We start from the raw sequence: 18,294 nt of genomic DNA on the forward strand, positions 1-18,294 counted from the left end.
GCATCGGCTTTCAGAGCGCGCCCCATGATGTATAATCTTCCACATGCGCGTTAGGGCGCTGAAAATTGGTAAAGCTCATGCTCGCCGATAGGTCGAGCGCTTCGACCTGATGCCACCAGCCGACAGGAAGAAAGATTGCTTCGCCGGGCTCAATCACCGCTTCAAGCACCGGAGGCCGATACTCATCGCCCGGTCCCGCGGGCAGGGGATAATTTTCCCAATCCGAAAAACAATGCCGACTGTTTCGCATGCGCTCAAAGGCCCAGGGGGGCGCCAGGCGCACAAGTTTGCGCCCCACCACCTGAACCAGCAAATTATTGGTCAAATCATGGTGCCAGGGCGTGAGAGTCCCGCGCGGTCCCAACCAGAAAAAGCCGTCCCGCTCTGCTTTGGGAGTGAGCAGGTCGATAGGCTCCAGATCATCCCATAGCGGCGCCAAGGCGGCGGCGTTCACGCCGCTGTTATATGCCGTCAGATAAATGTCGTTGCTGCTTTCATCCCGGCGAAGCCAGTCAATCAATTCATCGAAACGGATTTTCTTTCGATGCTTGTCCTTGGTCAGCTCATAATCCGGATCCGCTTCTCGCTCGACCTGGGCTTCAACAATGACCCCTCCGGCCACAGCCGAAAAATGCTCCAACGACCAGCGTGACAGCGCAGGCCAGTGGTCAACCAGCCCCCTGATTTTTGCAGGGCGGTTCGCTTCATAATAAAAGCGGTAAAAATCATCCCCACACGGCTTAACTATTGTATCGAGCCGAAATCCCCTTTCTCCCTCGGTCGCCAGCCGCTGCTGATTGGCGAAGAGCCAAGCCTGTTTCGCGGCTTTCGCCGCTTGGCGACGCAAGGTGGTGGCCATGGGGTCCTTGGCGAGCCGGCCGATCTCATATTTTGCCGAGGCGGCCGATATGCCCGCAGCCACCAGCCGCGCGTGCAGGCCAGCATCATCTTCGCCCGCCGCCAATCCTTCGGCCAATAGCTGGCGTTTATCGGGCTGTCCCAAGCGATACTCCCCTAATTTGCGCTACGACCCGCACCGGACTTGCCCCAAGCGCAGGATAATGACAGCCAAATGACACCGGCTAGTGAGAGGACGGCATTCCGTACGAAGTCTCGGCAACTCTGCTTCGAAATTGGGAGCGTCTCGACGTCGCCACTATCCGTCTTCCTGCCCGCCTCGCGCAGCAGAAAAGATCAGGAAAGGCCGATCCTTGTCGCCAACATCTATGGTACGTCGCCCTGTTTAACCCTCTACGGGCTTTGCTCTGCCGTCTCATCTGCGGCGATGCTCGGGGGTTCTTCAGCCGGAGTCAAAACTCCATTTTCAATCAGCCATTGAGGATATTTGGCCTGCACGGACGCGATGATGCGATCCACAGCCGCTGCGACCTGTTCGCCTTCCGCCTCCCGGTCGCGTTGAACGATAACGCGGCGTGCCTGTCCGTCGACCAAGATATGGTCGCGGGGGACGAGATCGCCGACGACAATGCCTTCGATGATCTTGCGGCTGTCATCCTCACGCTGTTCGAGCGTCGCCAACCTGCGATTGATCTGCTCTTCATATTGAGCCGCGGCGTTCGTCTGTTGGCGAAGCTGGACAATATTGACCCGGACTTTCCGGTCGAGCTTCTTGCCAGCAACAGCGGCAAGCTCCCTGTTGAGGCGCGAGGCGTATTGATCGACGAGCACCACGCCATCGACCGCGACATCCTCTCCCTCCATTCGAACGTTCAGGCTGTCGACGCGGTCATCCTTGCCAAGCAACTCGCTCAATTCCGATTGCACCGTCGTGCGCGCGCCAATCTCCCGCACGATGCTGTTGAGCGAAAGCCCCAGCGGAATCGAAAGGATGCCAAGCGTCGCCAGAATCCCGGCGGCCTGCATCGCGGTATGCTGCGGAGTGAGCGAGGGCCCGAAATGGTTGAGCCGCGCCACAATCGTCGCCGCAAAGGCAATCGCCAGCGTATTGGTCAAAAAGAGAAGGGCTGCACCCAGTGCAAAATCAAACCGCCCCGTCGCCAGACCAAAGCCGATGGTTGAGAGCGGCGGCACCAGCGCCGTGGCGATGGCCACGCCGACCATGACGCCCGACAGTTTGCGCATGATCGCATAGACGCCAGCGATACCGCCAACGACCGCTACTCCAAGGTCCAGCAATGTCGGCTGGGTTCGCGCGCGGATTTCAGGCGTGACGTCCTTGATCGGCGACAGCCAGATGATGAGCATGCCCACCAGAATGGCGACCGCCATTCCCGCCGCCATGGTGACGAGGGACCGCTTGATGAGATTGGTTTCCAGCGTGGCCAGTCCAAACCCGACCCCCATGATGGGGCCGAGCAGCGGGGACACGAGCATGGCGCCGATCACCACGGCCGTGGAGCTTTGCAGCAAGCCCAATGTGGCAATGGCAGCCGAGAGGGTGATCAGAAGCAGGAACTTCTGATTGAGCCGCGCGTCACGCGCGACGCTTGCCAGAATCAGGGAGTGACTGCCGACATCGTCCTTGTGCAGGCCGGTGTCATCGTCGTCCACTTCGCGGCCCGGACCTGGCCTGGCGGACCGGCGACCACCGGCGTTGAACGGTGCGTCGCCCAGTCCGGGCACTCCGGGATGATGACCGGCCATGGCGCGAAAGCGTCAGATCTTACCGGTCAGTTCGGGAACGGCGCTGAACAAGTCAGCGACGAGACCGAAATCTGCGACCTGGAAAATGGGGGCGTCTTCATCCTTGTTGATCGCAACGATCGTCTTTGAATCCTTCATCCCTGCAAGATGCTGGATCGCGCCTGAAATGCCGATAGCGAAATAGACTTCGGGAGCGACGATCTTGCCGGTTTGACCGACCTGATAATCATTGGGGACATAGCCCGCATCAACCGCCGCACGGCTTGCACCGAGGGCAGCGCCCAACTTGTCGGCGAGGGGGACGATGACTTCTTCATATTTCTCGCTCGACCCAAGCGCGCGGCCGCCTGAAACGATCACCTTGGCGCTCGTCAGCTCGGGACGTTCGGACTTGGCGATTTCAGCGCCGACGAAAGAGGAAATGCCCGCATCGCCGCCGCCCGACACGGCTTCGATCGTGCCCGATCCGCCGGTCACAGCGGCCTTTTCGAAAGCCGTGCCGCGAACGGTCAGCACCAACTTCGCATCCGAGCTTTCGACCGTCGCAATGGCGTTGCCGGCATAGATGGGGCGGGTGAAGCTTTTCTCGCCTTCGACCGAGAGAATGTCCGAAATTTGCATCACGTCGAGCAGGGCCGCGACGCGCGGCGCGATATTCTTGCCCGTCGTCGTTGCAGGGGACACAAATGCATCGTGGCTGCCCATCAGATCGGCGATCAGCGGCGCAACATTTTCGGGCAGAGCATGACCGAAAGCAGCATTGTCCGCGACATGCACCTTTTGCACGCCAGCGATTTCAGCGGCCGCCTTGGCAACGCCATCGACGCCCTCACCCGCGACGAGAAGATGAACTTCGCCCAGTTTCGACGCAGCGGTCACCGCCGCGAGCGTAGCATCCTTGACCGACGAACCGTCATGTTCGACCCAAACCAGAGTTTTCATGATCCTGTTTCCTTTACTTCGTCGGGGCTCAGCTATGAACGCCCAGGGCCTTCAGCTTGGCGACCAGCTCATCCACGTCAGCGACCTTGATACCGGCCTGACGCACAGGCGGTTCGGACACTTTGACGGTCTTGATGCGCGGGCTCGTGTCGACGCCATAATCGGCGGGCGACTTGGTATCGAGCGGCTTTGACTTGGCCTTCATGATATTCGGCAGCGACGCATAGCGCGGCTCGTTCAAGCGAAGATCAGTCGTGACAATGGCAGGAAGCTTGAGCTTCACCGTTTCCAGACCGCCATCAACCTCGCGGGTGACGCTGACCTGATCGCCTTCGACTTCGACCTTGCTCGCAAAGGTGCCCTGCGCCCAGCCGGTGAGCGCGGCGAGCATCTGGCCCGTCTGATTATTGTCGCCGTCGATCGCCTGCTTACCCAAAATCACCAGATTCGGCGTTTCGGCATCGGCAATCGCTTTCAGTATCTTCGCTACCGCCAGCGGTTCGACTTCATCGTCGGTCTGGACGAGGATCGCGCGGTCGGCGCCCATGGCAAGCGCGGTACGCAGCGTTTCCTGCGCCTTTGCCGGACCGATGGAGACAGCGACAATCTCGGTCGCGACGCCCTTTTCCTTCAAACGGATCGCTTCTTCGACCGCAATCTCGTCAAAAGGGTTCATCGACATTTTGACGTTCGCCAGATCGACGCCGCTGCCGTCGGCCTTGACCCGCGGCTTCACATTATAATCGAGCACCCGCTTTACGGGGACGAGGATTTTCATGGGCTCAAAGCTCCTCTCAATAAATTGTGCGTCGCGTCATAATTGGCGTTTACGTAAACGTCAAGCACACCTCCTCCACCCTGGAGGAGGTGTGTGGGGCCTTCTACGATCAGGCGGCCTTTGCCACTTCGGCAACAATCTTCTTGGCGGCGTCGCCCAGATCATTGGCGGCAACGATGGGCAGCCCTGACCCCGCAAGAATTTCCTTGCCCTGTTCGACATTGGTGCCTTCGAGGCGGACGACGAGCGGAACCGACAGATTCACTTCCTTCGCCGCCGCGACAATGCCGTCAGCGATGATGTCGCACTTCATGATGCCGCCGAAAATATTGACGAGAATGCCTTCGACCGCGGGGTCCTTGAGGATGATCTTGAACGCTGCGGTGACCTTTTCCTTGCTGGCGCCGCCACCCACGTCGAGGAAGTTGGCGGGGAAAGCGCCATTGAGCTTGATGATGTCCATCGTCGCCATGGCAAGGCCCGCGCCATTGACCATGCAGCCGATGTTGCCGTCGAGCTTGATATAGGCAAGGTCATATTCCGACGCTTCGACCTCGGCCGGATCTTCTTCGGTCAGGTCTCGGAGCTCAGCGATATCGGGATGGCGGAACATGGCATTGCCATCAAAGCCCAGCTTGGCATCGAGCACCAGCAGTTCATCGCCATTGGCGCCTTCGCAGACCGCGAGCGGGTTGATTTCAATCTGCTCGGCGTCGGTCGCAAGGAAAGCCCTGTAGAGACCGGCGAGCGTTTTCGCTGCCTGCTTCGCCAGATCGCCTTCCAGCTCCAGCGCGGCGGCAACGCTGCGACCATGATGCGGCATCAGCCCGGTTGCGGGGTCGATGACGATGGTGTGGATCTTGTCGGGCGTATTGTGCGCGACGGTTTCAATGTCCATCCCGCCTTCGGTCGAGGCGACAACCGAGATACGGCTGGTCGCGCGATCGACGAGGAGCGCCAGATAATATTCCTTTTTAATGTCGGCGCCGTCGGTGATGTAGAGGCGGTTGACCTGCTTGCCGGCTTCGCCCGTCTGGATGGTGACAAGCGTGTTGCCGAGCATGTCCTTGGCATGCGCTTCGACTTCCTCGATGCTTTTGGCGAGGCGAACGCCGCCCTTGGCATCGGGGCCAAGCTCCTTGAACTTGCCCTTGCCGCGGCCGCCGGCATGTATCTGCGATTTCACGACATAAAGCGGCCCGGGAAGCTGCTTTGCGGCAGCAACCGCCTCTTCAACGCTCATCGCGGCAATCCCCTTGGGGACAGCAACGCCAAATTTCGCGAGCAATTCTTTCGCCTGATATTCGTGAATGTTCATGGGATCTGCCGGGCCTTTCGAGTCTGGGGCGGTGACAATTGGCGCCGCCTAAGCACAAGTTTCGCGGCAAGGCTACCCCCACCGCGCCCGCTTTATCCTGTGAAGCCCCCGAAATCGGTGCAATTCAGCCTGACACAGCAGCGCTAGTGCGCGCGACCTAACGCACAGAGCAAATGGCGCCCGAACTGACCGTGACCGCCAATATCTCCGGGTCCTTGAGCGCGCGCACCTTGTGCAGGAAGCGGTCGAACGACAGTTCATCGACCCGCTTTTCCTTCAGGCTGGCAAGCGAGTCGAGACGGCGCAATTGCACCAGCGACAGGCGGTCGATCATTCGTTCGGCCATGCAGGCCGCGATCGTCTTGGAAAGGCCAGCATTTACCAGCCCGTTGCGCAGGCGCGTTTCCGGGGTGGCGCAGGCCGCCAGCATCAGGCTGAGGCCGAGAGGGGCCGCGAACCATTTCATCGCCGTCATCGCCCGTGAAACTCCGCAACGGCGCCCGACACCGCCTGCATCAGCGACATGCGCTCAGGCACCGACGCGGTGGTGTTACCAAGAAGGACGACAATTGCATATCGGGTTCCGTCGGGCGCCGTCGCAATGCCGATATCATTATAGCCCGCCGTCATGCCCTGAAAATTCTGGCCCGTTCCAGTTTTGTGGCCAAATTTCCAGCCCGGCGGCAGCCCCGCCTTCAACCGCTGCGGCCCGCTGCGCGTGCGGCTCATCACATCGAGCAGATAGGATGTCGATTCGGCGGACAGCAACTCCCCGCGCGCGAGCCGCGTCAACGCCGCGGCAATGGCTGCGGGCGAGGCCCCATCGACTGGATCGGCAAGATAACGCTCCATCGCTTCGGCGCGGGTCGATTGCGGCAGCGCCGCCCGCGCCTGTTCAAAAGCACGCCCCACCGAATAGGCCTGCCGCCAACTCAGTCCCGCCGTCCCGCTTTGCAGCAGACGCTCGCCGGGGCCGAAACGAATGGCGCCCAGGTCGTTTTTCCGAATAAAGCTGCGTACGGTATCGGGGCCGCCGATGGTCCAGAGCAGCTTGTCATTCGCCGTATTGTCACTGCGGGTAATAGCGGTTTCGATCAGTTCGCGGACCGTCATCGTTACCGAGCCTTCGGCGCGGACCCGTGCGGCAAGCGGCTGATAAAAAAGCGTCAGGTCATCGGGACCGATGCGCACCGACCGGTCGAAGCTCAAGCGCCCCTGATCAATCGCGTCAAGCGCCGCCAAGGCAACCCAAAGCTTTGACACACTTTGCTGGGGAAAGAGATCGTCGCCGCGCTGCGCCAGCGCCCATTCGCCATCAATACGCTGGACCGCAACGCCGGTTTTCCCGGGGAAGGTGCGCCAAAGCTGAAACAGCCGATCCTCCAGCCCGGGCGGCGGACGGTGAAAACCGGGATCGACAGGCGCCTGCGCCGCACGTGCGGGGGAGATACCTGCGCGCGCGATGGCGGGAGGAGCATTCACTCCGGCGCGCGCGCCCTCGCGTGGCGTCGGCACCACGCCGCTGCCTACGCAGCCAGTCAGGAGCACCGCGCTGGCGATTGCCGCTACGAGCGGCTTCATCCTGCTTGCAAATCGCATTTGCCCCCCGCTGGTTGATGTGCTTCTCGTCCTCACCTGCATGGCCGGGACCGGCGGCGCCAGTCCTTTGCGATGAATGATTCCCCGCATGCGATCAGCGGCGGAACCGCCTGCCATCCAAAATCCGGGGCGCGCCCTGTCGGCTGCCCCTGGCCGGGTCACAAAACCCCGGCGAGCGCCGGCTGCTGAAAGAGAACAAGCAAGCCGCCGACGATAAAGCCGCCGAGCATCACGGGAAACCAATCGGAACGGAGCAAGGACATCATAGGGGGAGAGCCTTATTCATTATCAATTTTCAGGTTCGCGGGCGTCACTCCGCTGCCCGCGCCTGCCTTCTGGCAGAGCTGTCGTGCAGCGATACGTGCCTTTTACCGAACCAGGATTACCAGGTCGTGAACCGCGCCCTTAGCCGCCGTTCAGGCAGGCAGATGGGATCGGTCCGTCTTGATCGCAAGACACCACCACGCAAGATTTGCTATGGACGGCCCGTCTTGCCCTTTAGCAGATCCTTCAGCTGAGCGCGGCGCAAGCCTGCTGAATCCGCACGCATGCCTCCTTGAGCACCGCTTCGGACGTAGCATAGGAGACACGGAAAGCCGGCGACAGGCCAAAAGCCGCACCATGTACCGCCGCAACGCGCGCGGAATCGAGGAAATAGTCGATCAGTGCGGCATCGCTGTCGATCACCACGCCCGCAGGCGTTGTCTTGCCCATGCAGCCGCTAGCATCGGGATAGACGTAAAAGGCGCCATCAGGGACCGGACAGCTGAGGCCAGGGGCGTCGTTGAGCATCGCCACGACCATATCGCGCCGCTTGCGAAACGCCGCATTGCGTTCGTCGAGAAACTGCTGCGGCCCGCCCAGCGCCGCCGCCGCCGCCGCCTGCGCAATCGAGCAGGGGTTCGACGTCGATTGCGACTGCAACTTGCCCATCGCCTTGATCAGCCAGGCCGGACCGCCCGCATAGCCGATCCGCCAGCCGGTCATCGCATAGGCCTTGGAACAGCCATTAACCGTCAGGATGCGGTCAATCAGATCGGGGCAGCGCTGCGCCAATGTCGAAAATGCAAAATCGGCATACCAGATATGCTCATACATATCATCGCACATGACCATGACATGCGGGTGCCGCCGAATGACCTCGCCCAGCGCGTCCATCTCTTCGGGCGAATAGGCCGCGCCCGAGGGATTGGAAGGCGAGTTGAACATCACCCAGCGTGTTTTCGGCGTGATCGCAGCGTCAAGCTGTTCGGGCGTAATCTTGTAATGCTGGTCGGCCGAGGCCTCGATGATCACCGGCTTGCCGCCGCAAAAAGCGACAATGTCGGGATAGCTCACCCAATAAGGAGCGGGGATGATCACCTCGTCGCCGGCATCGACCGTCGCGACAAGCGCGTTGAACAAGGTGTGCTTCCCGCCGACATTGACGCTGATCTGGTCAAGCCCGAAATCCAGCCCATTGTCCCGGCGGAATTTGCCCCGGATCGCTTCTTTCAGCGCGACCGTTCCATCGACCAGCGTATATTTGGTCTGCCCCGCACGAATCGCTTCAATTGCCGCTTCCTTCACGAAATCGGGCGTGTCGAAATCGGGCTCCCCTGCGCTCAGTCCGATAACATCGACGCCATCGGCCTTCAGCTTGGCAACGCGGGCGGTCATCGCCAACGTGGCGGAGGGCTGGATACGCCCAAGGGCAGCGGAGATATGCGGCTGAAGCGACATGAACAGGCTCTTCCTAGCTAGGCAGGCAGACAAAGATTGACAGAAAGTTGCGCGGACGCTGCGCGTAAAGCCTCCTTTGGCAAATCGCAAGCGTCGCTGTGGGTTTTAGCTATGCAAAACCGGCGATACACCCATGATAGGCTCGGCCATCACATCCAGCCGGGCCGGAACAAGTCCCCGCAGGGAGTTTCCAATAAAAAATCCCTGCTCCAGATCGCTCAGGCGCAAGTGCGATTCCACCGCCCGTCCTTTTTCGATCAGTTCCTGTCGCAACACGCCGGGAAGCAGGCCCAGCGACAAGGGCGGAGTTAAAAGCATCCCATCGCGCTCGACGAAAATATTGCTCCAGCTCCCCTCGGTCACGAATCCGGGTTCGTCGACAAAGATGACTTCCACCGCGCCGCTTTGCCGCCGCAGTTCATCATAGGCTTCGCGCTGACTGGTTTTGTGCGACAGACGATAGTCGCCGGGACGCAGCGGCGCGGCACAATATGCTACGCGAACCGGAAGCTCAGCAAGCCGCGGCACCGGCGTCACTTCAATCGCGAGCGCCCCCGACGGCCCCAGACGCATCCTTATACGCGCCGCGTGACGCAGCCGAAACGTTGCCGATTGCAGGCTATTGCGCGCGCCATGCCGGTCAAAGGAAAACCCAAAGCTTTGCGCACTTGCTTTCATGCGTGCCAGATGCGCTTCCAGCCGTTGAATCCCGTCGACAGGATCGAAATGCATCGTTTCCAGAAGGTCGAAGCTTTCGCCCGCTGCGTTCACAAATTCCCCCTTGGCCAGACATTCGCGCCATTCATCGCCGGGCACGCTGTCGGCCACAATTCCGGACCCCAGCCCCAGCGTGGCGCAAGACACCCCTTGGTGCAACCCGCTAGACGGCGGAAAGACCAAGGTGCGGATGGCGACATTGAACGCCGCTTCACCCGTCGGTTCGATAAAGCCGATCGACCCGGTGTAAACTCCCCGCGCCCCCTCCTCCAGCTCGTCGATAATCTCCATGGCGCGAATCTTGGGCGCGCCCGTGATCGAGCCACAGGGAAAAGCCCCCGCCAGCACATCCACCGCGCCCGCGCCTTCGGGCAGGCGCGCGGTGACATCGGATACAAGCTGGTGAATGGTCGGATAGGTTTCGACCCGGAATAATTCGGGAACCGCAACCGTCCCCGGCTCGGCCACGCGCGACAGATCGTTACGCAACAGATCGACGATCATCAGATTTTCCGCGCGCTGCTTGGGGTCCTCGGCCAACTCCCGCGCGGCGCGGCGATCCGCTTCGGCTTCGGCCTGCCGCGCCGCCGTCCCCTTCATGGGACGCGCCAACACCGCGCCGCCGCGCACCGAAAAGAAAAGTTCGGGCGACAGCGAGGCAATCGCCTGCTCCCCCGTCCAGATAAAGCCGCCATAGCCCGCCTTTGCCGTGCGCCGCAGCCGTGCATAGACCGCAAGGGGGCTGCCCGCAAAAGGCACATCGGCACGAAAGGTCAGATTCGCCTGATAAATATCGCCTGCATGGATATATTCGCGAACGCGCGAGACGCTGGTTTCATATTGGTTACGCGTGATGCGGGGATGAACTTTCCCTAACCAGGCGCTGTCGGGGTCAGGCAATTTTTCAGCCACGCCACCGGGAGCAATTCTCTCCATATGTTCGAATAGGCCGAACCAGGCCAGAAGCCCTTCGATGGGCTTGTCGGCGCTGTCCCTCTGCTGGGCAATCAGCGCCTCTCCCGCTTCATAGGCCATATAGCCGGCGACATGCAGCCCGCGCGCTGCCGCGCCGCGCAGTGTCTCCAGCAATGCGGCTATCTGCGTGCGATCATGGGCAACGAGAATATCGACAGGCGCGCTGAAAAAACGGCATGGCTTGCCGCCCTCACTGCGCTCATCCTCGAGCAACACAAAGGGCGGCGCGTCCGTTCCTAACGATGAAAGGCCGTCATCCGGCATCGCGCCTCAAACCATCAACCGAAATGGGGAGGATAAAGGCGGCGGCCCGACATTTATTGCTCGCGCTTGGCGCGAACCGAGGTGCGCCCCTCGACGCTCAGGAAATAGCTACCAAGGGCACCTGCCTTGATGCGTACCGCATCGCCCACTTCGGGATCGCGGGCCAGATTGCGGCTTTCGGTCTGCAGCCAGACCGAGCCATCGGCCATCTTCATGCGAAAGCGGCCACCGCCAACCGGTGATAACGCGGCGATGCTGGTTTCCACCTCACGAATTTCCTCGCCATCCTTATCGCCGAACAGCGCACCTACATTGGGGAGGGAAAATCCGAACAGCCCGCGCCGCCGCTCTTCCATCGCCGCGCGATCGGAAAAGCTGATATCTCCGCGCAATTCCGCGCCCTTCATCTCATCCACTGCGGCATCATAACAACGCAGCCGGGCATCCGCCTCGCCCAAGGCCCGGCAATCATATATTTGGGCAATCGCTGCCGGCGGATTTTTGGAAGCCTCCTTGGCCATTGCCGACATGGGCAGGACCAGGGCGCTCACAACAAGGAAAGCGGGTATTGAATGAGAATGAAACATGGGGCCTCCCGCATAAAATCATCATCTGGACTAAGCTCCACAGGGAGGAAGCGCAACCAGCACATTGCAGGGCCAGCTTATTTACCCTAATGTAAAAAGCTGGGACGAGGATGAGAAGAGGACTTCGATGACGCAGCGTTTTAACTGGTCCACCCATTATAATCACCCGGTGCCCTGGGATCAGTCCTTCGCTCCCCTGTCCCTGCCCGACATGTTCGCCGCCAGCGTCGCACGGCGCAAGGATGCGGTGATGCTCGATTTTCTGGGACGGCATTTCAGCTATGACGAGGTTGCCAAGGGCGCCGCACGGGTGGCCAAGGGCCTGCAACAGCGCGGCATTGGCAAGGGAAGCCGGGTTGGCCTGTTCCTTCCCAATGTCCCCCATTATGTCGCGGCTTATTATGGCGCCATGTCCATCGGCGCGACCGTGGTCAATTTCTCGCCGCTTTACACGGTGGCCGAACTGGCGGCGCAGGTCGAGGATTCGGGGACCGACACGCTCTTCACCCTCAGCGCGTCGGCGCTGCTGCCCACCGCCATGGCGGTGCTCGACGGATCAAGTCTCAGGCAACTGGTCGTCGGATCGGTTGCGGGGGGATTACCGACCGCAAAATCCATCCTCTACCGCCTGTTTCGCCGCAGCGAAGTCGCGCCGCTTCCCGACGATCCGCGCGTCATCCGTTTTTCGGCGCTGGTCGATAATGATGGCAAGCCGGAACCGGTCGCCATCGACCCCGAAAAGGATATTGCGCTCATCCAATATACCGGGGGAACGACCGGTACGCCCAAGGGCGCGATGCTCTCGCACCAGAATCTGACCGCCAATGCGCGGCAGGTGAACAGTATCGACCCCGACCATGATGCCGAGGACCGGATTTTGGGCGTCCTGCCCTTCTTCCACGTCTTTGCGAATACCTGCGTTCTCAACCGGACAGTCCTGAACGGCGGGTCGATCACCATGTTGCCGCGCTTCGATGCCAAGCAGGCGCTCGCGGCGATCACCCGGACACGCACCACCGCGCTTCCCGGCGTTCCGACCATGTATCAGGCGATGCTCGACCATCCCGATCTTGGCAAAACTGATTTTTCCAGCCTTCGCGCGTGCATTTCGGGCGGCGCCCCCATGGCGGCGGAGCTTCGCGAAAAATTTGTGGGACGCACGGGCGCCTCGCTCGTCGAGGGCTATGGGCTGACCGAAAGCTCGGGCGTGGTCTCCACCAACCCCTATCATGGCCCGGTCAAGGCGGGGACGATCGGGCAGCCGCTGCCCGCGACACGCATCCGCCTGCTCGACAAGGAAGACCCCGGCCGCGACGCGCCCGATGGGGAGCCGGGCGAGCTGGCGGTCAAGGGACCGCAGATCATGCAGGGCTATTGGAACCGGCCCGACGCCGACAAGGACAGTTTCACCGACGACGGCTGGCTGCGCACCGGCGATGTCGCAACCGTCGATGATGATGGCTATATCCGCATCGTCGACCGGCTGAAGGATATGATCTCGGTCGGCGGCTTCAAAGTCTATCCGAGCGTGATCGAGGCGCATCTTTACGAGCATCCCGCGGTCAAGGAAGCCATCGTGCTCGGCGTTCCCGACGCCTATCGCGGTGAGGCGCCCAAGGCCTTCGTCACGCTGGAGGAAGGCTTTGAAGTGACGGGCGAGGCGCTGGCGGGCTGGCTCAACCCCCAGCTTGGCAAGCATGAGCGGGTTCAGGGCGTCGAGGTCCGCAGCGAGCTTCCCAAGACGATGATCGGAAAGCTCGACCGCAAGGCGTTGCGCGCAGAGCAGGGATAGCCCGCTACGCCGCGCGGCGCCTGCGGATCAGCGAAGGCGCGTCCAGACTTTCGTGCGGCAGAAAAAGGCGACGCAACCTTTCAGTTCCAGCTTGTTGTCGGACAGCAGCTTCAGATAGCCGGTCTTCGCGCCGTCGCCCGATTCCGGGTCATAAACCGGCCCGCCCTTCCATTCGCGCGGCCCCCCGGTGAAGCCCTGGAGCACCACCAGCCCCTTCAGCCGCCGGTCGCGCAGTGCGGGGTTGGAATTGCGTACATCGCGCAGGTCCGGGTTGATGCGCAGCCGCGCCGCGTCGGCGACCCGCCCGCAATAAGCCTTGCCGCAGCGATAGATTTCGACGCGCCCGCCCTCGCTGCCCGTTGCCCACAGACCCGTAATGTCGGCGGCCAATGCGGGCGATGTGGTCGCGGCCGCCGCAGCGGCAAGGGCAAAGAAGCGCGCGCTCATACCCGCTGCACCTTGGCAGCAGGCACGCGCAGGCTCGCGAGCGACTGGGTGACCAGCGCGCGGTCATCGAGCTCCCAGGGATGAAAACCCGGCCGGATATAGGTGAAAACCCCTTTCAGCAGCAGGCGCATCGTGCCGGGCCTGCCGTAGAGAAAGGCCAGCAGTTTGCGCCAGGTCGCGAAATCATTGCGCCCATCCTGGCGCAGCAGATCGGCGGTGTTGCGGAAAATGACATAGTGAAAGCGCAGCGTGGTCACCCCCATGACGATGCTGCGCTTCAGCCAGCGGCGAAAGGGCGTCATGTGCCGGGTGGCGTGCAAATAGGTGTCGAACGCAACCGCCTTATGCTCCACCTCCTCGATCGCATGCCATTGCCACATGCGCCGCGCCTCCTCGCTCGCGCCCGCCAGATGTTCAGGATTGGCGAGCGCATCATGGGCCAGCGTGGCGGTGAAATGTTCAAGCGCGCAGGTCGCGGCCAATTGCTGCAGCGGCGAACGCCGTTTGACCCAGGCAATGGTGCGCCGCGCGCGATCTTCCAGCGGCGCGATGTCGAAACCGGCATCTTCGGCCTGCCGGTTGAACACGACATGTTCACGCGTGTGCATCGATTCCTGATAGAGAAAATCGTCAATCTGTCCGCGCAAGGGCTGGGGCGTCCCCTCCCGATAATGGCGCACCGCCGTCATGAAAAACTTCTCCCCCACCGGAAAGGTCGAAGACAGAGCGTTAAAAAAGGCCGTACGCCCCACATCCCCCCCGTGCCACCAGCGGGGTGGCGGGTCGTTGCGTCCGAATTTCAGGTCGCGCTTCTCAATATGCAAATCAGCAGGTGTGCGAGTGGAAATCGACATGGGCATCTCCGATGCGAATCATTACATTTACGTCAATGTAAATATCATGCTTTCATCGCACGAGCAAGGGAGGCGGGACCACCATTATTTTCCTTCATTTGCCTCGCTCCCTTCCATCCCCGACCGAACTAAAAGCGAAAATGTGACATTCTCACCCGTTGCTTTAAGAGGTCCGTTAAGCAGGCCCTTGTGGCGGTGCGAGGAAAGACAAAATTATGTACAAGCAAGCGCGACCCCATCAGAAGCGCCGCAAGCGGGCGGGCGCTGAAGTGCGCGAAGAGGGGCTGGCCGCAGCGCGCGCTTTGTTGCTCGAAGGCGGACCGGGGGCCGTCACCTTGGCCGCAGTCGGCCAACGCCTCGGTATGTCACACGCCAATGTGCTCCATCATTTTGGCTCTGCTGCCGCCCTGCAATCGGCACTGATGGGATCGATGATCAACGATCTCACCACGGCGCTGGACGATGTCGTGCGCCTGCTCAAAACCGATGCAGCAGCGCCGCGTACGGTGGCCGATATGGTTTTTGATGCCTTCGATAAGGGGGGCGCGGGCCCTTTGGCCGCGTGGATCGTCTTGTCCGGCGATGTCCAGCAACTGGAACCGGTCCGCGAGGCGGTGCGCGCACTGGTCGCCGCCATCGTCGGCCAGGCCAAGGATGAAGGCGCGCCTGATCGCGTCCGCCTTGCCGTGCTGATGATGGCCGTCACCGCCTTTGGCGATGCGGTTATCGGGCCCCATGTGCGCGACATGCTCAATCAGCAAGACGATGCGATGCGGGATTTGATTGCGCGGATATTACCGCTCTTTCTGCTTCCCGGGGGTATTCCGCCGGCGCTGCCGCCTGCCCCGTCCGACGGCGCGGAATGATATAATATTGCTTCCAGGGTCATGTTATGCCATATCCTTAAGGCTATCGCTCGCCTTGGAGACTGGATTGACCCTCGCCGCTGCCTCTTTCCCGCTTATGGCGCGCCTTGGCGCGCGGGTGCGGGCTGCGCGCGATTCGGGGCCGCTGGCGGCGCTCGACGGCGACCGGCTGGCGATGGGTGTGTCGGGGCTTTGCATCCTTCATTGTCTGGCGACGACGATTTTCTTCGCCTCCATCGCCTCGGTCGGCGGCGTGCTGTTCGACAATCATCTGTTCCACGAGATCGGCCTGGTCGTGGCGGTCGTCTTTGCCCTGCTTACGCTGATTTCGGGCGTATTGAGCCATGGCTATATGATGCCCTTTGCCATCGGCAGCTTTGGCATCGGCATCATGGCGGGCGCCCTGGCGCGCCCGCATGACGGAAGCGAGATCCTCGCCACGATGATCGGCGTCGCGATTGTGGCGCTGGGCCATGATCTTAACCGCCGCGCGCGCCGCGGCTGACCGCCCTCCGCCCGGCCATGCTTGCGAGCATGCGGCAAAAGGCCTACATCCCATAAAGATGTTGACCCCCCGCGCGCCTTGTCGCCCGCGCAAAGGAAAAACCGATGGGCAAGCATGATCATCCGCATGTCGAAGCGAGCGGTGCCTCGCTCGCCAAGGCGGCGCAGGCTGCACTGGAACAGTCCGGCGAGGCCTGGACCGATATGCGCGCGCAGATTTTTGCCGTGGTCGCCGAAATCGGCAAACCAGCGAGCGCCTATGACATTGCCGACATCGTTTCGCAAAAACGCGGCAAGCGCGTTGCCCCGAACAGCGTTTACCGCATCCTCGACCTGTTCGTCGCCAATAACCTCGTCCGCCGGGTCGAAAGCGCCAATGCCTTTGTCGCCAACAGCCACCCCGGCTGCCTGCATGACTGTATTTTCCTGATCTGCGACCATTGCGGCGCGGCGGTGCATGTCGATGACGACAAGCTGGCAAGCGGCGTCCGCGCCGCTGCCGAAGCCACCGGCTTTGCCGCTGAACGCCCGGTGATCGAAGTGCGGGGCAAGTGCACCGACTGCCAATAGGCGCGCGCACCCCGCTTTCCCGCCAGCCAGTCAATTCTGTCCGCCCCCTTTTCGCGGGCCGTTGCCGGGTCTAGGGATGCCCCCGAATCCGAAGAACGGACAAGTAAGGGCTGCACGCATGAACACCGTCATCATCCGCGAAGACGATCTGATCGAAACGATCGCCGACGCGCTCCAGTACATCAGCTATTTCCACCCGATGGATTATATCCGCGCGCTGGGCGCGGCCTATGAGCGCGAAGTGTCGCCCGCCGCCAAGGATGCGATGGCGCAGATTTTGTCGAACAGCCGTATGTGCGCCGAGGGGCACCGCCCGATCTGCCAGGACACCGGCATTGTCACCGTCTTCATCAAATGGGGCATGGACTGCCGCCTCGACAGCCCGCGCAGCCTGCAACAGGTCGTCGACGAAGGCGTGCGCCGCGCCTATCTCCACCCCGAAAACAAGCTCCGCGCCTCGATCTTGGCCGACCCCGCCTTCAGCCGCGTGAACACCAAGGACAACACGCCCTCGGTGCTCAACGTCGAGATGGTGCCGGGCGCCAAGGTGCAAATCGACGTCGCGGCCAAGGGCGGCGGCAGCGAGAACAAGTCGAAGTTCAAGATGATGAACCCCAGCGACTCGATCGTCGACTGGGTGCTCGAAATGGTCCCGCAAATGGGCGCGGGCTGGTGCCCGCCCGGGATGCTCGGCATCGGCATCGGCGGCACCGCCGAAAAGGCGATGCTGCTCGCGAAACAGTCGCTGATGGACCCGATCGACATGACCGAGCTGCTCGCGCGCGGACCCGCCAACCCGACCGAGGAGCTGCGCATCGAGCTCTATGAAAAGGTCAATGCGCTCGGCATCGGCGCGCAGGGGCTGGGCGGCCTCGCCACCGTGCTCGACGTCAAGATCGCCGACTGGCCGACGCACGCGGCGTCGAAACCGGTGGCGATGATCCCCAATTGCGCCGCGACCCGCCATGCGCATGTGACGCTCGACGGCTCGGGTCCCGCCTATCTCGAGCCGCCGGTGCTGGCAGACTATCCCCAGATCGACTGGGCGCCCGACAGCGCGGCAAAGCGCGTCGACCTTGACACGCTGACGCCCGAAACCGTCGCGAGCTGGAAACAGGGCGACCGCCTGCTCCTCAATGGCAAGATGCTCACCGGCCGCGACGCGGCGCACAAGCGCATCGCCGACATGCTGGCGAAGGGCGAGCAATTGCCCGTCGAATTCAAGGGCCGCGTCATCTATTACGTCGGCCCGGTCGATCCGGTCGGCGAGGAAATCGTCGGCCCCGCCGGCCCGACCACCGCGACGCGCATGGACAAGTTCATGGACATGATGCTGGGCCAGGGCCTGCTCGCCTGCGTCGGCAAGGCCGAACGCGGACCCGCCGCGACCCAATCGATCGCCAAGCACAAGAGCGCCTATCTGATGGCGGTCGGCGGCGCCGCCTACCTCGTCGCGCGCGCGATCAAGGGCAGCAAGGTCGTCGGCTTCGCCGACCTCGGCATGGAGGCGATCTACGAATTCGAGGTCCAGGACTTCCCCGTCACCGTCGCGGTCGACAGCGAAGGCCAGAATGTCCACGTCAACGCACCCTCGCTGTGGCAAAAGCGGATCAAGGACGAAGGGCTACTCGAACGCACCTGACGGGAGCAAGCGGCTCAAACCAACAAAAAGGGGGCGGGTGCCATTGGCACCCGCCCCAAATTCCCGGCTGCCCCGACAGGGCCCCTTCCCCA

At 61.9% G+C, this 18,294-nt stretch carries 17 protein-coding genes; 5 read left to right on the forward strand and 12 right to left on the reverse strand.

Annotation, left to right across the window (positions count from 1 at the left end; all coding sequences use genetic code 11):
* Positions 1-10: 10 nt before the first annotated feature.
* The 10 genes from JV18_RS0108450 to JV18_RS0108495 form a co-directional block, all read right to left on the reverse strand.
* On the reverse strand, positions 11-1,003 hold the full coding sequence (locus JV18_RS0108450; RefSeq protein WP_033074157.1) for a cupin-like domain-containing protein: 993 nt from the start codon (positions 1,001-1,003) through the stop codon (positions 11-13).
* A 248-nt stretch (positions 1,004-1,251) separates the two neighbouring features.
* The gene (locus JV18_RS0108455) at positions 1,252-2,625 is read right to left on the reverse strand and encodes a DUF389 domain-containing protein (protein ID WP_033074158.1); all 1,374 of its coding nucleotides are present in this window, start codon (positions 2,623-2,625) and stop codon (positions 1,252-1,254) included.
* A 12-nt stretch (positions 2,626-2,637) separates the two neighbouring features.
* Positions 2,638-3,567, reverse strand: a complete 930-nt coding sequence (locus JV18_RS0108460) for an electron transfer flavoprotein subunit alpha/FixB family protein (RefSeq protein WP_033074159.1) — start codon at positions 3,565-3,567, stop codon at positions 2,638-2,640.
* 28 nt (positions 3,568-3,595) lie between these two features.
* A complete protein-coding gene (locus tag JV18_RS0108465) occupies positions 3,596-4,345 on the reverse strand; it encodes an electron transfer flavoprotein subunit beta/FixA family protein (RefSeq protein ID WP_033074160.1) in 750 nt (249 codons plus the stop codon).
* A 109-nt stretch (positions 4,346-4,454) separates the two neighbouring features.
* Positions 4,455-5,663, reverse strand: coding sequence for an ADP-forming succinate--CoA ligase subunit beta (sucC, locus tag JV18_RS0108470; protein WP_033074161.1), 1,209 nt, complete (start codon positions 5,661-5,663; stop codon positions 4,455-4,457).
* Between the two features lie 157 nt (positions 5,664-5,820).
* Positions 5,821-6,138, reverse strand: a complete 318-nt coding sequence (locus JV18_RS0108475; RefSeq protein ID WP_033074162.1) for a hypothetical protein — start codon at positions 6,136-6,138, stop codon at positions 5,821-5,823.
* Complete coding sequence (bla, locus tag JV18_RS0108480) at positions 6,135-7,244, reverse strand: class A beta-lactamase (protein WP_200879081.1); 1,110 nt, start codon at positions 7,242-7,244, stop codon at positions 6,135-6,137. Before bla ends, JV18_RS0108475 begins: the two co-directional genes overlap by 4 nt.
* A gap of 528 nt (positions 7,245-7,772) precedes the next feature.
* A complete protein-coding gene (locus JV18_RS0108485; protein ID WP_033074164.1) occupies positions 7,773-8,984 on the reverse strand; it encodes a pyridoxal phosphate-dependent aminotransferase in 1,212 nt (403 codons plus the stop codon).
* A gap of 105 nt (positions 8,985-9,089) precedes the next feature.
* The gene (gene pabB / locus JV18_RS0108490; RefSeq protein WP_200879082.1) at positions 9,090-10,940 is read right to left on the reverse strand and encodes an aminodeoxychorismate synthase component I; all 1,851 of its coding nucleotides are present in this window, start codon (positions 10,938-10,940) and stop codon (positions 9,090-9,092) included.
* Between the two features lie 53 nt (positions 10,941-10,993).
* On the reverse strand, positions 10,994-11,491 hold the full coding sequence (locus JV18_RS0108495; protein ID WP_144243905.1) for a hypothetical protein: 498 nt from the start codon (positions 11,489-11,491) through the stop codon (positions 10,994-10,996).
* A gap of 163 nt (positions 11,492-11,654) precedes the next feature.
* On the opposite strand from JV18_RS0108495, the gene JV18_RS0108500 reads away from it, so the two are divergent.
* Positions 11,655-13,319 carry a long-chain-fatty-acid--CoA ligase gene (locus JV18_RS0108500; RefSeq protein ID WP_033074166.1) on the forward strand — a complete coding sequence of 555 codons (1,665 nt, stop codon included), beginning with the start codon at positions 11,655-11,657 and terminating at the stop codon, positions 13,317-13,319.
* Between the two features lie 27 nt (positions 13,320-13,346).
* Here JV18_RS0108500 and JV18_RS0108505 read toward each other — a convergent pair whose 3' ends face one another.
* Complete coding sequence (locus JV18_RS0108505; RefSeq protein WP_033074167.1) at positions 13,347-13,766, reverse strand: DUF2147 domain-containing protein; 420 nt, start codon at positions 13,764-13,766, stop codon at positions 13,347-13,349.
* Positions 13,763-14,620: a metal-dependent hydrolase gene (locus JV18_RS0108510; RefSeq protein ID WP_033075142.1), complete on the reverse strand. Its 858-nt coding sequence runs from the start codon at positions 14,618-14,620 to the stop codon at positions 13,763-13,765. Before JV18_RS0108510 ends, JV18_RS0108505 begins: the two co-directional genes overlap by 4 nt.
* A 215-nt stretch (positions 14,621-14,835) precedes the next feature.
* Here JV18_RS0108510 and JV18_RS0108515 point away from each other — a divergent pair, with 215 nt between their 5' ends.
* The 4 genes from JV18_RS0108515 (at position 14,836) to JV18_RS0108530 (ending at position 18,202) form a co-directional block, all read left to right on the forward strand.
* Positions 14,836-15,486 carry a TetR/AcrR family transcriptional regulator gene (locus tag JV18_RS0108515; RefSeq protein WP_033074168.1) on the forward strand — a complete coding sequence of 217 codons (651 nt, stop codon included), beginning with the start codon at positions 14,836-14,838 and terminating at the stop codon, positions 15,484-15,486.
* A gap of 97 nt (positions 15,487-15,583) precedes the next feature.
* Positions 15,584-15,991 carry a MerC domain-containing protein gene (locus JV18_RS0108520; protein ID WP_052071839.1) on the forward strand — a complete coding sequence of 136 codons (408 nt, stop codon included), beginning with the start codon at positions 15,584-15,586 and terminating at the stop codon, positions 15,989-15,991.
* A 104-nt stretch (positions 15,992-16,095) separates the two neighbouring features.
* A complete protein-coding gene (locus tag JV18_RS0108525) occupies positions 16,096-16,560 on the forward strand; it encodes a Fur family transcriptional regulator (RefSeq protein ID WP_033074169.1) in 465 nt (154 codons plus the stop codon).
* Between the two features lie 118 nt (positions 16,561-16,678).
* Positions 16,679-18,202: a fumarate hydratase gene (locus JV18_RS0108530; protein ID WP_033074170.1), complete on the forward strand. Its 1,524-nt coding sequence runs from the start codon at positions 16,679-16,681 to the stop codon at positions 18,200-18,202.
* Positions 18,203-18,294: the final 92 nt, after the last annotated feature.

It is taken from the genome of Sphingopyxis sp. MWB1 (genome assembly GCF_000763945.1).
Classification (GTDB): domain Bacteria; phylum Pseudomonadota; class Alphaproteobacteria; order Sphingomonadales; family Sphingomonadaceae; genus Sphingopyxis.

Bases quoted from the DNA above. Each gene is read 5' to 3' on its own strand.
- JV18_RS0108505 (WP_033074167.1), bottom strand. From the start codon at position 13,766: ATGAGCGCGCGCTTCTTTGCCCTTGCCGCTGCGGCGGCCGCGACCACA.
- JV18_RS0108500 (WP_033074166.1), top strand. From the start codon at position 11,655: ATGACGCAGCGTTTTAACTGGTCCACCCATTATAATCACCCGGTGCCC.
- JV18_RS0108530 (WP_033074170.1), top strand. From the start codon at position 16,679: ATGAACACCGTCATCATCCGCGAAGACGATCTGATCGAAACGATCGCC.
- JV18_RS0108510 (WP_033075142.1), bottom strand. From the start codon at position 14,620: ATGTCGATTTCCACTCGCACACCTGCTGATTTGCATATTGAGAAGCGC.
- sucC (WP_033074161.1), bottom strand. From the start codon at position 5,663: ATGAACATTCACGAATATCAGGCGAAAGAATTGCTCGCGAAATTTGGC.
- JV18_RS0108485 (WP_033074164.1), bottom strand. From the start codon at position 8,984: ATGTCGCTTCAGCCGCATATCTCCGCTGCCCTTGGGCGTATCCAGCCC.
- JV18_RS0108465 (WP_033074160.1), bottom strand. From the start codon at position 4,345: ATGAAAATCCTCGTCCCCGTAAAGCGGGTGCTCGATTATAATGTGAAG.
- JV18_RS0108515 (WP_033074168.1), top strand. From the start codon at position 14,836: ATGTACAAGCAAGCGCGACCCCATCAGAAGCGCCGCAAGCGGGCGGGC.
- JV18_RS0108525 (WP_033074169.1), top strand. From the start codon at position 16,096: ATGGGCAAGCATGATCATCCGCATGTCGAAGCGAGCGGTGCCTCGCTC.
- pabB (WP_200879082.1), bottom strand. From the start codon at position 10,940: ATGCCGGATGACGGCCTTTCATCGTTAGGAACGGACGCGCCGCCCTTT.
- JV18_RS0108455 (WP_033074158.1), bottom strand. From the start codon at position 2,625: ATGGCCGGTCATCATCCCGGAGTGCCCGGACTGGGCGACGCACCGTTC.
- JV18_RS0108460 (WP_033074159.1), bottom strand. From the start codon at position 3,567: ATGAAAACTCTGGTTTGGGTCGAACATGACGGTTCGTCGGTCAAGGAT.
- bla (WP_200879081.1), bottom strand. From the start codon at position 7,244: ATGAAGCCGCTCGTAGCGGCAATCGCCAGCGCGGTGCTCCTGACTGGC.
- JV18_RS0108520 (WP_052071839.1), top strand. From the start codon at position 15,584: ATGGCGCGCCTTGGCGCGCGGGTGCGGGCTGCGCGCGATTCGGGGCCG.
- JV18_RS0108475 (WP_033074162.1), bottom strand. From the start codon at position 6,138: ATGACGGCGATGAAATGGTTCGCGGCCCCTCTCGGCCTCAGCCTGATG.